This window comes from Synechococcus sp. N5, assembly GCF_900473925.1.
Classification (GTDB): Bacteria; Cyanobacteriota; Cyanobacteriia; order PCC-6307; family Cyanobiaceae; genus Parasynechococcus.
The window spans coordinates 566,356-579,957 of sequence record NZ_UCNI01000001.1; the positions used below are offsets into that span (position 1 = coordinate 566,356).

The window sequence follows — 13,602 nt, forward strand, 5'->3', positions numbered from 1 at the left end:
TCTGAGTGGACTCTATTCAAATGGATTTATCAACAGTGACTCATCCTTGGTTTTTCCAAATTCAATCTGTGTGATTTCGCGTGATCTCAATCGGATGTCCATTCTTTCGTAGTGACGTTGAAGGATCCTCACGTCATGACCAGCAATTCTAGATAAGAGAAAGATGTCAGTGCCTTTAACAAGGTGATCTTCGATGAAAGTAGATCGTAATGAATAAAGCGTGTAAGGTTTTTTTGAAAACTTATGACCCTTAAGTTGTGGTCCTACGGCATTCCTTGCCTTTATCCATGCTTTACCAAATTGATTCCGCTCCCAAGGTCGCCAATCTTTCATTGGCTGTCCAAACACATGCGTATCCAAAGTTATCTCTGTTGAAATGTTGTTGTCCTTGATGTACTGGCTTTGGAACTCAAGCCATCGCTGCAATTCTCTCCCCTGATTACAAGGGATCTCCCTTGCCTGCTTCGTCTTTGATCTGACTGTATTGATGTAGGTAACAATCCAATCTTCGGTACCTCCTCTTGATGTTCTTCTGGGTTCATTGCGGAACTCAATCTGCTTCCACTTCAGCTTGATCGCCTCCTCAGGCGACATACCGCTGTTCTTCAACAGAAGAGCAAAGTGCCAGAAAGCAGTTCTCCAGTAATGCCACTTGTGATTTGAGTCCTCTTCCACCTCCTTGCGGAACGGACCACGTATCCAGTCAATGATCAGCTTCCAGTCTTCAGGGTTAATGGCTGGGTTTGCCATTAGGTCTGTCTGTCGGATCGGAAGCTTCCTAAAGAGTCCTTTATCAGCCAGGAGTTCAGCTGGCATCAGGCGATGCCTGACCAGATAGTTCCTTAGGAAGTCGCGAATTTGAACGATTTCACGATTGATGCTCAAAGGAGACGCATTCGCTCGCCACAGTGCGTAGTCCTGAAAGCTGTCAGGCCTGATCTGATTGGTTTGAACGACGTATTTGGATTCCAGGAAAGGGATTAGGTGCTTCCTGAGCGTTCGGATCTTGTTCCGGTGGGTCTCCTCAGTGATGTGACCTGCTTTAACCCGGAGAAGCTCCTCCTTTTCGAATCCCCCTAAGGCCGATTCCATGGTTAAAGACCTTGGTGTGCGTACTGAAGAAGTGACGTTTTGCTTGTCTGCTCCGGTTCGCCGCCTAAGAACACCCCCTAGAACCGCTTCAGAGCCTGCTGAAGCGGAGTTCAGCTGGAATGCCACATCAGTGGCTGCTGAGACGGCTTCCTCGAGCGTCTGGGCTCCTTCTATGCGCCTTGTTCTGTAGGACTTAGTCCCAGGGACCAGCTCCCTGTAGAACCAACCTTCAGCACTGCTTCCTGAGGCGTACTGAACAACAGCTCCTCGCCCATTTAGGACAGCTTGTTTTTGCGAAATCCGCGGCACGGACCTGAAATAAAGTTGGTATTTGGTTGGTATTGAGCGATTTCAACGCCCAATACCCAGTTATAGGCTCATTTCTGCCAATCTTTGCTGAACTGCAGCATGCGTGGCCGGTATTGCCCCCGCATCCTATGGAGACATCTCCACTCGATCCAAGCCTTCCGGGGGTTCGGTTGCTGCAGAGCTGGATTCGTGAACAGCTCCCCCTCAGCATTGTTGTGGTGGGACAGGAGCCCATCGAGGGGCGTCTGATCTGGCAGGACCCTGAATTTCTGGCCATCGAACGGGCGGGTGCGAGCCGGCCCGTGCTGATCAACCGTCGGCAGATCAGCGTGATCCGCTCCCTCGGCTGAACACCAGGCATGTGGCACGATCGCAACCTTGCCGAGCGCTGGTTCCGTGAACGCTGCCAACCCTGCCGTCGACGCCAGTGCCCAGAACGGTCGTTATTACCCCACTGCGCTGGAGCAGCGCTGGCAGGAGAGTTGGAAGGCGGATGGGGTGGACACCACTGAAGAAGGTGGTGAGAAGCCCGGATTCTTTGCCCTGTCGATGTTCCCGTACCCCTCGGGGAGCCTGCACATGGGCCATGTGCGCAACTACGTGATCACCGATGTGATCGCCCGGGTTCAACGCATGCGGGGCCACGCGGTGCTGCATCCGATGGGCTGGGATGCCTTCGGACTCCCCGCTGAAAATGCGGCAATCGAACGCAATGTGGACCCCGGCGAGTGGACCGACCGCAACATCGATCAGATGCGGGCGCAGCTGGATCGCCTTGGCCTTTCAATCGATTGGAGCCGCGAACAGGCGACCTGCCACAGCGACTACTACCGCTGGACGCAGTGGCTGTTCCTTGAACTGCTCGAAGGGGGGCTGGCCTATCGCAAGAACGCCACCGTCAACTGGGATCCCGTCGACCAGACCGTGCTGGCCAATGAGCAGGTGGATGGTGACGGCCGCTCCTGGCGCTCCGGAGCTCTGGTGGAACAACGGCAGCTGAATCAGTGGTTTCTGCGCATCACCGACTACGCCGAGCCGCTGCTCAACGACCTGGACGCCCTCAAGGGCTGGCCGGAACGGGTGCGCACCATGCAGGCCAACTGGATCGGTCGCTCGGAAGGGGCGGAGATCAGCTTCAGCGTTGAAGGGGCACAGGATCAGACGATCACGGTGTTCACAACTCGGCCCGACACCCTCGCTGGGGCGAGCTACTTGGTGCTGGCACCGGAAAACGAGCTGGTGGACAGCCTCACCAGCGCTGAACAGAAGGGCACGGTGGAGGCCTTCCGCAAGCAGGTGGCTCGTCTGAGCACGATCGAACGCACCAGTGATGACAGGCCCAAACGGGGGGTGCCCATCGGCAGTCATGTGATCAACCCCCTGACGGGGGCGGTGCTGCCGGTGTGGATCGCCGACTACGTGCTGGCCGAGTACGGCACGGGCGCCGTAATGGGCGTTCCGGCCCACGACCAACGCGACATCGCCTTTGCCCGGTCGAATGGTCTGCCGATCCAGCAGGTGATCGACGCCGAAGGAGCTGCTGAAGCCATCGCGGCCGGTCAGGCCTGGACGGATGCCGGAACACTGATCAACTCCGGCAGCTTCGATGGCACGGCCTCCAGCGAAGCCAAGGGCGCCATCACCGGCCACGGCGCCGAGCAGGGTTGGGCAACTAGCAAGGTCACCTATCGCCTGCGCGACTGGCTGATCTCACGCCAGCGCTACTGGGGCTGCCCCATTCCCGTCATCCACTGCGATGACTGCGGTGCTGTTCCGGTGCCCCGCGAGGACCTTCCGGTGGAGCTACCCCGGGGCATTGATCTCTCTGGAAAAGGCGGTTCGCCTCTGAGCCAGCAGAGCGACTGGGTGAATGTGGCCTGCCCCTGCTGCGGCAAGCCGGCCAAGCGGGAAACAGACACCATGGACACCTTCATGTGTTCCTCCTGGTATTTCCTGCGCTTCGCCGATCCCCACAACACCGAGAAACCCTTCAGCAAGGAGGCGGTCAACCGCTGGTTGCCGGTGAAGCAATACGTGGGCGGCATCGAACACGCGATCCTGCACCTGCTCTATGCCCGTTTCTTCACCAAGGCGCTGAAAGATCGCGGCCTGATCGACATCAACGAACCGTTTGAACGGCTCCTCACCCAGGGCATGGTGCAGGGAATCACCTACCGCAATGCGACAACCGGCAAGTACATCGCTCCAGCGGACGTGGCAGATCCCGAAGACCCCCGGGATCCCAACACCGGCGACAAGCTCGAGGTGTTGTTCGAGAAGATGTCGAAGTCGAAATACAACGGCGTTGACCCCGCAGCAGTGATCGACCGCTACGGCGCAGACACAGCCCGCATGTTCATCCTGTTCAAGGCACCGCCGGAGAAGGATCTGGAGTGGGATGACGCCGATGTGGAGGGCCAGTTCCGCTTCCTGCAACGTCTTTGGCGCCTTGTTGAGGCCGGGGCTGCCCGCATCGACTCACTCGAGCCGATGCAACGGCCAGCCGATCTGAGCGATGCCGACAGCGACGTACGTCGGGCGCTGCACCTGGCCATCGAAGCCGTCAGCGAGGACCTCAGCGACGAGATCCAGCTGAACACGGCCATCTCCGAGCTGATGAAGCTCTCCAATGCCATCAGCTCCACGGGCATCGAGGCCCTGAGTGCACCTGTGTTGCTGGAAACACTTTCCGGACTGGTTCGCCTCCTGGCTCCGTTCGCGCCACATCTGGCGGAGGAGTTCTGGAGCCGTCTGGGGGGAAGCGGCAGCGTGCACCGTCAAAGCTGGCCGGTTCTGGATCCAACGGCACTGGTGCAGGCCAACGTTGAAGTGGTCATCCAGGTGAAGGGCAAGGTGCGAGGCAAGCTGCAGGTTCCGGTCTCCGCAGACAAGGAGGAGCTGGAACGGCTCGCCCTGGCCAGCGATGTGGCCGAAAAATGGTTGGAGGGCGCAACCCCCCGTCGGGTGATCGTGGTCCCCGGAAAACTGGTGAACCTGGTGCCCTGATCCCAGGCGGGATCAGCCTTTGCTGAAGCGCATCGAGGCGGGCTGGCTCCAGTCGCCCTGGGCACTGAAGCCGCGCTGGTTGCCGGTGAGGTGACGCAGAATCCAGAAGATGGATTCATCGGTGCCATCCCCGAGAGCCAGGCGAATTTCATCGGCGGAGCGGGCCACACCGTCGGCCAGGATCGCTTCCACACGACCTTGAAGGTCAAGAATCGCCGCCGCCGCCTTCTTGCCGGCTTCCACGCCGGGCTGGTGGTAGGCGTTGATGTTCACCAGTTCGCCGTAGAGACCGACGGCACGTTCGAACAATGCGATCAAGGCGCCGAGACGGCGTGCATCAAAGCGGCGCATGCTGATCGTCATGCTCTGGCGGCCACCCTCTGTAAGGGCTGAGCGGGTGCCCTGCAGGAAACCATCAAGGAAGTCGCCGGGGCATTCCCCGCCAAGCGTGGGGATATCGCTCACGTCTTCGAGTACCTCAATGAAGGTGGCGAAGAAATTGTCGACGCCGTCGCGCAGCTGCTGCACGTAGGCGTGCTGGTCGGTGGAGCCTTTGTTGCCGTACACAGCGATGCCCTGATGCACCACGTCACCGTTGCGATCGAGACGCTTACCCAGGGATTCCATCACCAGCTGCTGGAGGTAACGGCTGAACACCTCCAGACGATCGCGGTAGGGCAGAACAACCATGTCGCGCTGACCGCGTCCACCACCGGCCACGAACCAGGAAGCGGCCATCAGGGCGGCTGGATTGCGGCGCAGATCCGCGGCGCGGGTGGCGGCATCCATCTGAGAGGCGCCGGTAAGGAAATCGCGGATGTCACAGCCAATCAAGGCACCGGGCAGCAGACCAACGGCACTGGTGATGCTGGTGCGCCCCCCCACCCAATCGAACATGTCGAAGCGCTTGAGCCAACCTTCCTTCTGGGCCTGCTGATCCAGCTTGCTGTCGAGCATCGTCACGGCAACGGCCTGGCCGGCCCACTGGCCCCCAGCGGCCTCGAGGCGGTGGCGAGCCTGCTCCATGCCGAGATGGGGTTCGGGTGTCCCCCCCGACTTGCTCACCGTCACCACCAGGGTGCGGTCGAGACGACCCTCCAACCCCGCCAGGACGTTGCTCATCCCATTGGGATCGACGTTGTCGAAGAAATGAAACGGAAGCCCCTCGCCCGGATTCTGAAGAGCCTTGATCATCAAGGCGGGGCCCAGACCACTGCCGCCGATGCCGATCCAGAGCACATCGGTGAAGGCTTCGCCATTGGGGGCCTTGATCGTTCCGTTGACCACATCCCGCCCAAAGGCGGCGATCAGATCGATTTCCCTGGAGATGTGCTGCTGAAGCTCTGACGAGGGGGCGAGTTCAGGGGTGCGCAGCCAGTAATGCCCCACCTGGCGCTGCTCATCAGGATTGGCGATGGCGCCGGCTTCCAGCTCCTGCATCGCTGCGAACGCCTTGTCCATTCGCGGCTGCAGCTGTTGCAGATCGGTGGCGTTCACATGCATCCGGCTGATGTCGAGCCAGACGCCCAGATCATCGTGATACCAGCTGAGATCGCAGAACCTCTGCCACTGAATATGAGCGTCGGAAGCGTTGAAATCCGGAAAGCTCATGCCTGGCGGACGGTGCAGTCCTGCTGAACGTATCCAGAATCTGACGGGTTGCCCGCATAAAAGGACACCACAGCTAGTTTCATGTCCCCTGACCCCATTTCCATCCCCCATGGCTGAGCCATTGCGATGGACAACAGCTCTTTTGGCGACGGCAGCGAGCCTGTGCCTGGTTGGCCAGTGGTCACACCCGGTTGCTGAGGTTGGGGATCAAGCGCCTGTTCTGGTGGAGGACAGGCTCGAGCCCACCGACTTCACACCCGACGAACTGAAGCTGCTGCAACGGCGCTTCGGGGTGCACGGCCCCCAGACGCAGCTGGCCCAGCTATTCACCAGCGGGATAGATCAGCTCCAACCATTGCGCGCATCCACCCTGGATCGTCTTCGCGAGCTGAAGCCGGTCATCCTGCGCCAGGCAACGGCGCATCAGGTGAATCCAATGCTGATCACCGCCGTTCTTTTCGACGAAATTCAGCACTCCAAGCCGGGGGAGAGCCTCTCTTTCATCACCCATTCCGGTCTTGTGAAGACCCACGGACCGGCCCAGATCAGCGTCTCGGAACTGATCCATCAGAACCGGCTGCCGGCGAACCCAACACAGGAGGAGATCACCTGGGCCCGCAATCAATTGCTGGACCCTGAGATGAACATCACCCTGCTGGCGGCCAAGTTTCAACGGCTGAAGCTGGCCCTTGGTCTGCCGGAGAGCTTGATGCTGCAGGCGAGTCGCTCCTACCTGGATGCCAAGGCGATCGCCACCCTCACCTATCTCCACAACGGAAAATTGGATTACCCAGCACGGGTGTTGGGCTACATGCAGGACCCTGAACTGCACGGATTGATTTACGGCGGTCGCCAACCGAATCCCGACATCACGGTTTAGGGATCCACGACGAGCACTTGGCTGCATGAGCGGCCCAACCCAAGCCCTCGTCTCCATATCTCTCAGTTGAAGGAGTTCTTCAGCTCTGCCTCTCCCCCATACGGGGGATGTGGGCGCCCCCCTTTCTGTTGAAGCATCGATCCAGCAGGGCAGACCGATGAAACAGCTCCTTCCATTGCTGGCATTTGGACTCCTTGTCCCATCAACCGCACTCGCTCGGGTGGACGCCGAAGTGGCAGCACAGTGCAGAGACGCCAGGGATTTCTATGGCTGCGTCAGGGCCTTCACCACTCCGGTCCGGCGTTCCGATGACATGACCCTTATGCCGGCGTGATGGGGCAGGTGGCTGAAGGCCTGATCTCAGGCCAGGGCTACCGCAACGCACCCCAAAATTTCCCCCGGGGCATGAATCCGGCTGGTCTTGTTGAAGGGATCCTGCGGGGCGTCCTGCGGTGAACCGATCGAAGCGGCTGATGGCGGCGAAGTTGCAGTGGCTGAAGTGGGCTTTTAGTCACTTGAAGAGCTTGATGTTGCACCAACCCTTGGTCATCCAGCCGATGTGAGGGCATTAACCAAAACGCAAAACGTTGCCACTCCGAGAGAGAGAAGCCACGTCATCACCAGGTGTCGCGAAGGAGGCGTGGGCCTACCTCGCCTTGATAGGAAACGCCTGAACGGAGCCCTGCATGGCATGTGTTGCATTGCTAAGCCTCAGTCAATTGGATCGAATAACGCCCCCCGCCGGGAGAAAAGCCTCGAAGTAAACCGACATGACCCTTCAAACGCGAACGATTTCGCGTTTGGCCCCCGTAAAGCGTCCTGTCATCCATGGGCACCTCGATGACTACCCAACCGATAGCCATAAACCTTCAAAAGCTGCCAACCAGAACGCCAGTCGATGCAGACGGCACAAATACTCATCCCGGGCAGCAGAAGAAAAGTCGAAAGGATGCTTCAGTCGAGTGCACAAGCAACAATGCAGCCACCACATGTAGCGGCGCAGGTGAAGGACAACGCTAGAAATCCAAAAAATTAATTAAGCCGATGGGAGTAAAAACTCAAACCGGGCATGTTCGAAATGGACACCCAAGCCTCAAATGTTCGGAATTTTCCGCAAGCCCGCTTCGATCGGCATTGACCTCGGTACAGCCAATACATTGATGTACCTATCGGGGCAGGGAATCGTCCTTGACCAGCCCTCTGTTGTCGCCATCAACAAGAAGAACGGCGAACTACTCAAGGCCGGAAAATCAGCCAAACAGATGATAGGCAAAACGCCTGAAAATATTGAAACAGTCAGACCTGTACGCGACGGTGTGATTGCCAATAAAGCAGCTACAGACTTGATGATGCAGTCGTTCATGAAAAGCAGCAATACACAAAATGCGAATGCTCCTCGCATGGTGATCGGTGTTCCCTCATGTATCACTGATATTGAAAGGCTTGCAGTTCGCGAAGCAGGAATATTGGCTTCACGCGAAGTTCACCTCATTGATGAGACAGTTGCAGCAGCGATTGGCGCAGGATTGCCGATCAACGAACCAACGGGCAGCATGATCGTGGACATTGGCGGTGGAACCACAGATGTTGCCGTTCTCAGCCTTGGTGCTCCGGTTACAAGTGAATCAGTACGAGTAGCTGGCGATGAGATCACCGAAAGCATTGCTGCTTATCTGAAGCAGAAATATTCATTGATTGTGGGTGAAACCACATCGGAAGATATCAAATTGACCATTGGATCAGCACACCGAGGTTCATCTGGAGAAGTCAATCAAATCGAAGTGTGCGGCTTGAACTGCCAAACAGGACTACCACAAAGTGTTACGGTCACCTCTGCAGAAATATGCGAAGCGATCCAGGAACCCCTGCGATTTATCAACGATGCAATCAAAAAAGTTCTCGACAATGTCCCCGCAGAACTGGCTGCCGACGTCTACACCAATGGCATTGTTCTCGCTGGAGGAGGTGCACTGATCCCAGGCATCAGCGAGTTGATCACTGAAAGCACAGGCCTTCGGACCATGGTGGCCAATGATCCGCTTCACTGCGTCGTGAATGGATGCGGAGAAGTGGTGGAAAATTGGGAGGAATACAAAAACTGTGTATCGCAACAAGAAGCATAGGCAGATCAACAAATTCAAACCATTTAAACGACAAGCCGGCATGAGCCGGCTTTTTTCTTGCATGCAAAAAATTACGCGTGTTATGCCTATGGCATGGACGACGCACGAGCAGCAAAACTAAGAGCCATCCTCGACCTTCTTGATCGGGCAGTTTGTCAGCCAAATGGGGTGGCACATGCTTTCTGGGGTCTTCAATTGATAACCATGATCAAAGAAAATGAGATGACACCCCAAAGCGTTAAAGCCTCCTGCGAGTTTGTGCGATCACATCATGCTATGGCCACATACATAAAAGAAGCAGACAGCGTAATTGAAGCATGGAACCGCTATTTATTCTTATGCGATACTGCTAATAACTTGCTTGCATGGGGCCAAGAAATGAATATCATCAAACTAAACAAGAAGCTCTAACGCATCTTTGCAAAAGCAAACCCAAGCAAATACCAAAGGTTCAAGCTACTACAAGAACTTTCCAACCTCCATCCAACCCATCAATGCTTACCCAAGCCCCGCCATTGTTTTGCACTAAGGATATTTCTATCAGGCAGCATACGACCCATCATGGAATAACATTTCTGCCAAAATTATTCTCTTCAACTCCAACAAAGACGATCGGCAGTGTTCGACTCATAAATTCATATTCACTTTAATATTATTACCTTGGACCCTACTTTATCTCTAAAAAGCGCTCTACAGCAAAGGCAGGAAGAGAACGCAGAGTGCCAAAAAATTTCATTTTCTTGCAAAATCTCCAATACATCAACGCTAGGCGGAGAGCAGACCCAGCATCGAGTGAAGACTTCGAGCCCCAGCAAATGAGGCCTCCACTGTTGGTATTGCTGCTGAACCTGCCAACGCTTCCTTTGGCCGCTTCTGAGGTGTCAGCACAAGCCGAACATGCGATGCTTAGATATCACAATCACCTCGAAGAATTTTCAAAGACTGGCAGTCTTGAAAATTACAAAATGGCTTGCCTAGAATTGAGAATGGCCTCTTCACGTTTAAACCATAAACTAAACAAGCTTGAGGCGAGCTCTTCAAGCAGCAAATCTTTCCTGGTAAAGGATAAAATCATGAATGCACTTGCCGGTGGATGCAAGCCCTACGGGCTTTAGCCGACAACTCTCAACTCCTCAAAAAGCACATCAAAGAAATACTTTTACTGGCTTTTTCTAAAGCATATTTACCAAGCCATTCCTGTAATGCACAACAGTCCTCGAGCTTTAACTACCAATGAGAATCTATCAAAAGCGATCTAATACTTTAATTTAGGTAGATAAATAGCTCCGCATTTCCCCTGTGCAGAATTCAGAGCTGCGCTGAACCGAATCGGGGTCCATTCACTTGTGGCAGCTCGCCCGGAATCGATCAGAGCGGCTGGTGGCGGCGTGTTTGGTTTTGCGGCCGCTGACTCGCCTGCGCCAGAGCTTGAACGATGACGCTTTCATCTCTTGCCGCATCACTGCGATCACCTGCGGCTCGGAGAGTCCGAATTGAAACTCGATCGCCTCGAAGGGCGTGCGGTCTTCCCAGGCCATTTCGATAATGCGATCAAGATCCTCGCTGGGGAGCGTTTTCACCGATGCAATACACAGTAATGCGAACGCTAACGATGCATCAACTCACGCAGAGGTCACCGAGGGCCGCCAGCCGCGTTTGAAGTTTCGACCAGTCAAAACTGCGGGGATCATCCCGTTCTCCGCCCAGATCCACATGGCGATGGGTGGTGATCGCCGCTGGCGGCAGATTGAAGGAGCGGATCCAACCCGACAACACCAGGGCCAGCGCGTCGTATTGCTTGGAGGTGTAGCCAACGTGGGAACGGTTGGCATTCGCGCCTGATGGTGGTGTCTCCAAGCTCAGATGCAGAGCAAAGTTGTTGATGGAACCCTTGAGCTTCCTGTTAGTGATCGCCCACTCCCCCAGAAAGGCTGAAAAACCTGCGCCATAGGCACGGCTCAAGGGATCCACCAGATCCAGAACGCGTCCGTCCTGGCCCACCAGGGTGTGATAACTCACCTGATCTTCATCACGAGGATGGGGCGTCATGAAGGTGTTCAGAGCGGAGCTCAAGGAGTAGACGGTTTCGTGCAGCACCACCACCCTCGGCGTGGCGTCGATCACACGGCCGTAGGCGTCCTTGTCGTAACGCTCACCAAAATTGGTGGGATCGATCTCCACAAACTCCCGCCAGGAACTCGAGCGGGCATCGAGCTGGTTCAAACGCGACCGCAATGCCCTGTCCACACCCGAACACTGCCGGGCCAGGGGCGATCTCCAGGAGCGCGACTTCGGTGGTAAGGGCACCGAAGAGGAGGGGTTGTTCTCCCGCTGGCGACCACGCTCCATCCCCACAGAAGAGAGCTTCCCTTGCTCCATCAACGACCAGCTGATCAGCCCCAGAGCCAACGTCCCCGCTGCAGCAACGCCGATGGAGAGCGGACGGTGCTGTTCAACGCGGTTCCACACACCGGTGCAGAAACGGCTTAGACGATCTCGAACCATCGATCCCGCAACTGCCGTTGTTCCGTTGTGCACCCAGGATCCCAATCCAACGTCCAATGGTCCACACCCGCATCAGGGAAGAGCTGGGTCTCCTTGAGCAGGCTGCGTCGTGAATAGGTGACGCGCACACACTCCTGCTTCTCAAGCAGAACTGCGAGGTCACTGCTGCGACGCACCCGGTAGCCATTGATCGCCAACAGCTCATCACCCACCACAAGCCCTGCCTGTTGTCCGGGACTGTCGCGCCGCACCCGCTGAATCAAAACGGCGCCCTCAGCATCCTTGAGGGTTAGTCCATGGTCGGGATGCTTGAGCGGCACAGGGTCCATGCGCAGCCCCAGAGCCTTCACGCAATCAAGCAGGGGAACGGCCTCGGGCTGGTCAAGCCATTGATCCAGATCCGAGGCAAGATCGCGATCCCATCGAGCCACTGCCGCCTTGATGTGATCACGGCTGTAGCCACGGGCCTGACAGCCAGGGCCCTGCCACAACTCCCGCAGGATCGCGGCCATGGAGTGGCCGCGCTGCCGCAGGCGCACATCCAGGCAGAAGGCCACCGCCGCACCGAGGCGGTAGTAGCTGATCTGGCTGTCCCGTGAGGCTGGCGTTGCTTTGTAGAGCTTGATCCACGCCTCACGGGCACTGGCCGCCAGCGACTGGATCGCGCAACCGGGGGACATCAGCACGCTGGACAGCTCCTCCCCCAGATCCTTGAGCAGGGTCGGTCGATCCGAACATCCCGCCAGCAGGGGCAGGCTGAGGTCGAAATAGCTGGTGATTCCCTCGGCAAACCAGAGGCCCTCGGTGATCACCGCCTGCCCGTAGTCATAGGGGCGAAGCTCAACGGGCCGCAGCCGTCGCACATTCCACTGGTGCAGGTATTCATGGCCGATCAGCTGCAACAGCTGCCGGTACCCCTTGGGCTTGGCCAGAGCCGACCAGCTGAACTGCAGCACAGCACTGTGATCGTGTTCGAGGCCGCCGTAACCCTGATCAAGCAGTTGCAACACAAGCTGGTAGCGGTCCCCCGCCGGGGGAGGGGTTCCCAGCAAGCGACAGGTGGCACTGCACACCTTTTCGATGTCGCTGATGAAGTTCGGCGGCCAACCCATCGGTGGCGTTCCGATCAGCAACAGCTCATGGGTCTTGCCCTCCACCATGAAGGGTTCTGCCTGAAAAGGCCCCGCATGCAGCGGGCAGTCCACGAGGGCATCGAAATCGGCAGCAACCCAGCCCTCAGCGCTGGACTCCAGCGGCAGATGCACACTCCAGTGCTCCGGAGCCATGACGGCAACGTGGTGTGGTGACCAGCGGCAGCCGTCGATGTCCATCGCCACAGCAGCGAGACAGAGCGATGCGAAATCAGGATCCAGCAACCCGGTGCGGACGGTGAGATCCCGGGCTTCAAGCTGATAGTTGAGCGTGAGCGGGCTCAGGTCCGGCAGATCACAGAGCCACTGGTGCGGCGCCATGCGACGCACAGGAAGCTCCTCACCATTGGCCAACAGCTGCAGGCTGTGCAAGTGCTGGGCGTGATCACGAACCGTGTAGGACCCCGGTGTCCACACCGGCAGTTGGAAGGTCTGGCGTTGGGTCTGCGGTGTCCACTCGATGGACACCGCGATGGTCTGTGTTTCGGGATGGCTCAGATCGAGCCGGATCTGAACCGGTTCGAACACGTCAGTTGGTCTGCAGGATCAGCTCAGCGGAACCCATGCCACCAAGGCGCACTTCGTCCATAGCGTGGAGCAGCGCGTAGCGGCGCGTCACCCGTTGCAAGCGCTGTTCAAGCCCGGGCTGGCGGCTGATCCGTTGGATGTCGCCATGCATCACGATTGTTCCGTCCTCCCGCTGGGTCCAGCCCAGGGGCATGGCTGAGCCCTGAAACGCGAGCACATCCACGGCATGGGAGTCGTCCGCGAATCCCTGCAATTTTGTCGATCGCTCCACCGTGAAGCCCTCATCACAAAGGGCCTGAACCAGACGCTCGAGGTCGGTGAAGACAGTCGGCAGGATGGAGAGATGGGACATGGACCGAACCCCGCTTTGACAGACCCTAGCCACAACATTCGAGCT

The 13,602-nt window shown here is 57.3% G+C and carries 13 protein-coding genes; 7 read left to right on the forward strand and 6 right to left on the reverse strand.

Features of this window, described 5'->3' with window-relative positions; genetic code table 11:
* Nucleotides 1–12 precede the first annotated feature (12 nt).
* A complete protein-coding gene (locus DXY03_RS03230; protein WP_136987624.1) occupies nucleotides 13–1,401 on the reverse strand; it encodes a site-specific integrase in 1,389 nt (462 codons plus the stop codon).
* A gap of 128 nt (nucleotides 1,402–1,529) precedes the next feature.
* Here DXY03_RS03230 and DXY03_RS03235 point away from each other — a divergent pair, with 128 nt between their 5' ends.
* Both DXY03_RS03235 and leuS read left to right on the forward strand, forming a co-directional pair.
* A complete protein-coding gene (locus DXY03_RS03235; RefSeq protein WP_115009081.1) occupies nucleotides 1,530–1,751 on the forward strand; it encodes a hypothetical protein in 222 nt (73 codons plus the stop codon).
* A gap of 46 nt (nucleotides 1,752–1,797) precedes the next feature.
* Complete coding sequence (leuS, locus tag DXY03_RS03240) at nucleotides 1,798–4,407, forward strand: leucine--tRNA ligase (protein WP_115009277.1); 2,610 nt, start codon at nucleotides 1,798–1,800, stop codon at nucleotides 4,405–4,407.
* Between the two features lie 12 nt (nucleotides 4,408–4,419).
* Here leuS and DXY03_RS03245 read toward each other — a convergent pair whose 3' ends face one another.
* Nucleotides 4,420–6,018: a glucose-6-phosphate isomerase gene (locus DXY03_RS03245; protein WP_115009082.1), complete on the reverse strand. Its 1,599-nt coding sequence runs from the start codon at nucleotides 6,016–6,018 to the stop codon at nucleotides 4,420–4,422.
* A 109-nt stretch (nucleotides 6,019–6,127) separates the two neighbouring features.
* On the opposite strand from DXY03_RS03245, the gene DXY03_RS03250 reads away from it, so the two are divergent.
* From DXY03_RS03250 to DXY03_RS11805, 5 genes are all read left to right on the forward strand, one after another.
* The gene (locus DXY03_RS03250; protein ID WP_115009083.1) at nucleotides 6,128–6,898 is read left to right on the forward strand and encodes a helicase DnaB; all 771 of its coding nucleotides are present in this window, start codon (nucleotides 6,128–6,130) and stop codon (nucleotides 6,896–6,898) included.
* Between the two features lie 333 nt (nucleotides 6,899–7,231).
* The gene (locus DXY03_RS12715; RefSeq protein WP_256377232.1) at nucleotides 7,232–7,354 is read left to right on the forward strand and encodes a hypothetical protein; all 123 of its coding nucleotides are present in this window, start codon (nucleotides 7,232–7,234) and stop codon (nucleotides 7,352–7,354) included.
* A 641-nt stretch (nucleotides 7,355–7,995) separates the two neighbouring features.
* Nucleotides 7,996–9,021 (forward strand): rod shape-determining protein, encoded by a 1,026-nt coding sequence (locus DXY03_RS03260; RefSeq protein WP_115009084.1) that lies wholly within the window; start codon nucleotides 7,996–7,998, stop codon nucleotides 9,019–9,021.
* Between the two features lie 93 nt (nucleotides 9,022–9,114).
* Nucleotides 9,115–9,432, forward strand: a complete 318-nt coding sequence (locus DXY03_RS03265; protein ID WP_136987625.1) for a hypothetical protein — start codon at nucleotides 9,115–9,117, stop codon at nucleotides 9,430–9,432.
* Between the two features lie 419 nt (nucleotides 9,433–9,851).
* The gene (locus tag DXY03_RS11805; protein WP_136987626.1) at nucleotides 9,852–10,136 is read left to right on the forward strand and encodes a hypothetical protein; all 285 of its coding nucleotides are present in this window, start codon (nucleotides 9,852–9,854) and stop codon (nucleotides 10,134–10,136) included.
* A 225-nt stretch (nucleotides 10,137–10,361) separates the two neighbouring features.
* Here DXY03_RS11805 and DXY03_RS03270 read toward each other — a convergent pair whose 3' ends face one another.
* The 4 genes from DXY03_RS03270 to DXY03_RS03285 are packed head-to-tail and all read right to left on the reverse strand — an operon-like array spanning nucleotide 10,362 to nucleotide 13,557.
* Complete coding sequence (locus tag DXY03_RS03270) at nucleotides 10,362–10,601, reverse strand: TIGR03643 family protein (protein ID WP_115009086.1); 240 nt, start codon at nucleotides 10,599–10,601, stop codon at nucleotides 10,362–10,364.
* 37 nt (nucleotides 10,602–10,638) lie between these two features.
* The gene (locus tag DXY03_RS03275; RefSeq protein WP_115009087.1) at nucleotides 10,639–11,526 is read right to left on the reverse strand and encodes an N-acetylmuramoyl-L-alanine amidase; all 888 of its coding nucleotides are present in this window, start codon (nucleotides 11,524–11,526) and stop codon (nucleotides 10,639–10,641) included.
* Nucleotides 11,508–13,205 (reverse strand): M61 family metallopeptidase, encoded by a 1,698-nt coding sequence (locus tag DXY03_RS03280; protein WP_115009088.1) that lies wholly within the window; start codon nucleotides 13,203–13,205, stop codon nucleotides 11,508–11,510. The genes DXY03_RS03275 and DXY03_RS03280 overlap by 19 nt, the downstream gene beginning before the upstream one ends.
* A gap of 1 nt (nucleotide 13,206) precedes the next feature.
* Complete coding sequence (locus tag DXY03_RS03285) at nucleotides 13,207–13,557, reverse strand: DUF1257 domain-containing protein (RefSeq protein ID WP_115009089.1); 351 nt, start codon at nucleotides 13,555–13,557, stop codon at nucleotides 13,207–13,209.
* Nucleotides 13,558–13,602 lie beyond the last annotated feature (45 nt).

Bases quoted from the DNA above. Each gene is read 5' to 3' on its own strand.
- DXY03_RS03235 (WP_115009081.1), top strand. From the start codon at position 1,530: ATGGAGACATCTCCACTCGATCCAAGCCTTCCGGGGGTTCGGTTGCTG.
- DXY03_RS03245 (WP_115009082.1), bottom strand. From the start codon at position 6,018: ATGAGCTTTCCGGATTTCAACGCTTCCGACGCTCATATTCAGTGGCAG.
- DXY03_RS03250 (WP_115009083.1), top strand. From the start codon at position 6,128: ATGGCTGAGCCATTGCGATGGACAACAGCTCTTTTGGCGACGGCAGCG.
- DXY03_RS12715 (WP_256377232.1), top strand. From the start codon at position 7,232: ATGGGGCAGGTGGCTGAAGGCCTGATCTCAGGCCAGGGCTACCGCAAC.
- DXY03_RS03260 (WP_115009084.1), top strand. From the start codon at position 7,996: ATGTTCGGAATTTTCCGCAAGCCCGCTTCGATCGGCATTGACCTCGGT.
- DXY03_RS03265 (WP_136987625.1), top strand. From the start codon at position 9,115: ATGGACGACGCACGAGCAGCAAAACTAAGAGCCATCCTCGACCTTCTT.
- DXY03_RS03275 (WP_115009087.1), bottom strand. From the start codon at position 11,526: ATGGTTCGAGATCGTCTAAGCCGTTTCTGCACCGGTGTGTGGAACCGC.
- DXY03_RS03285 (WP_115009089.1), bottom strand. From the start codon at position 13,557: ATGTCCCATCTCTCCATCCTGCCGACTGTCTTCACCGACCTCGAGCGT.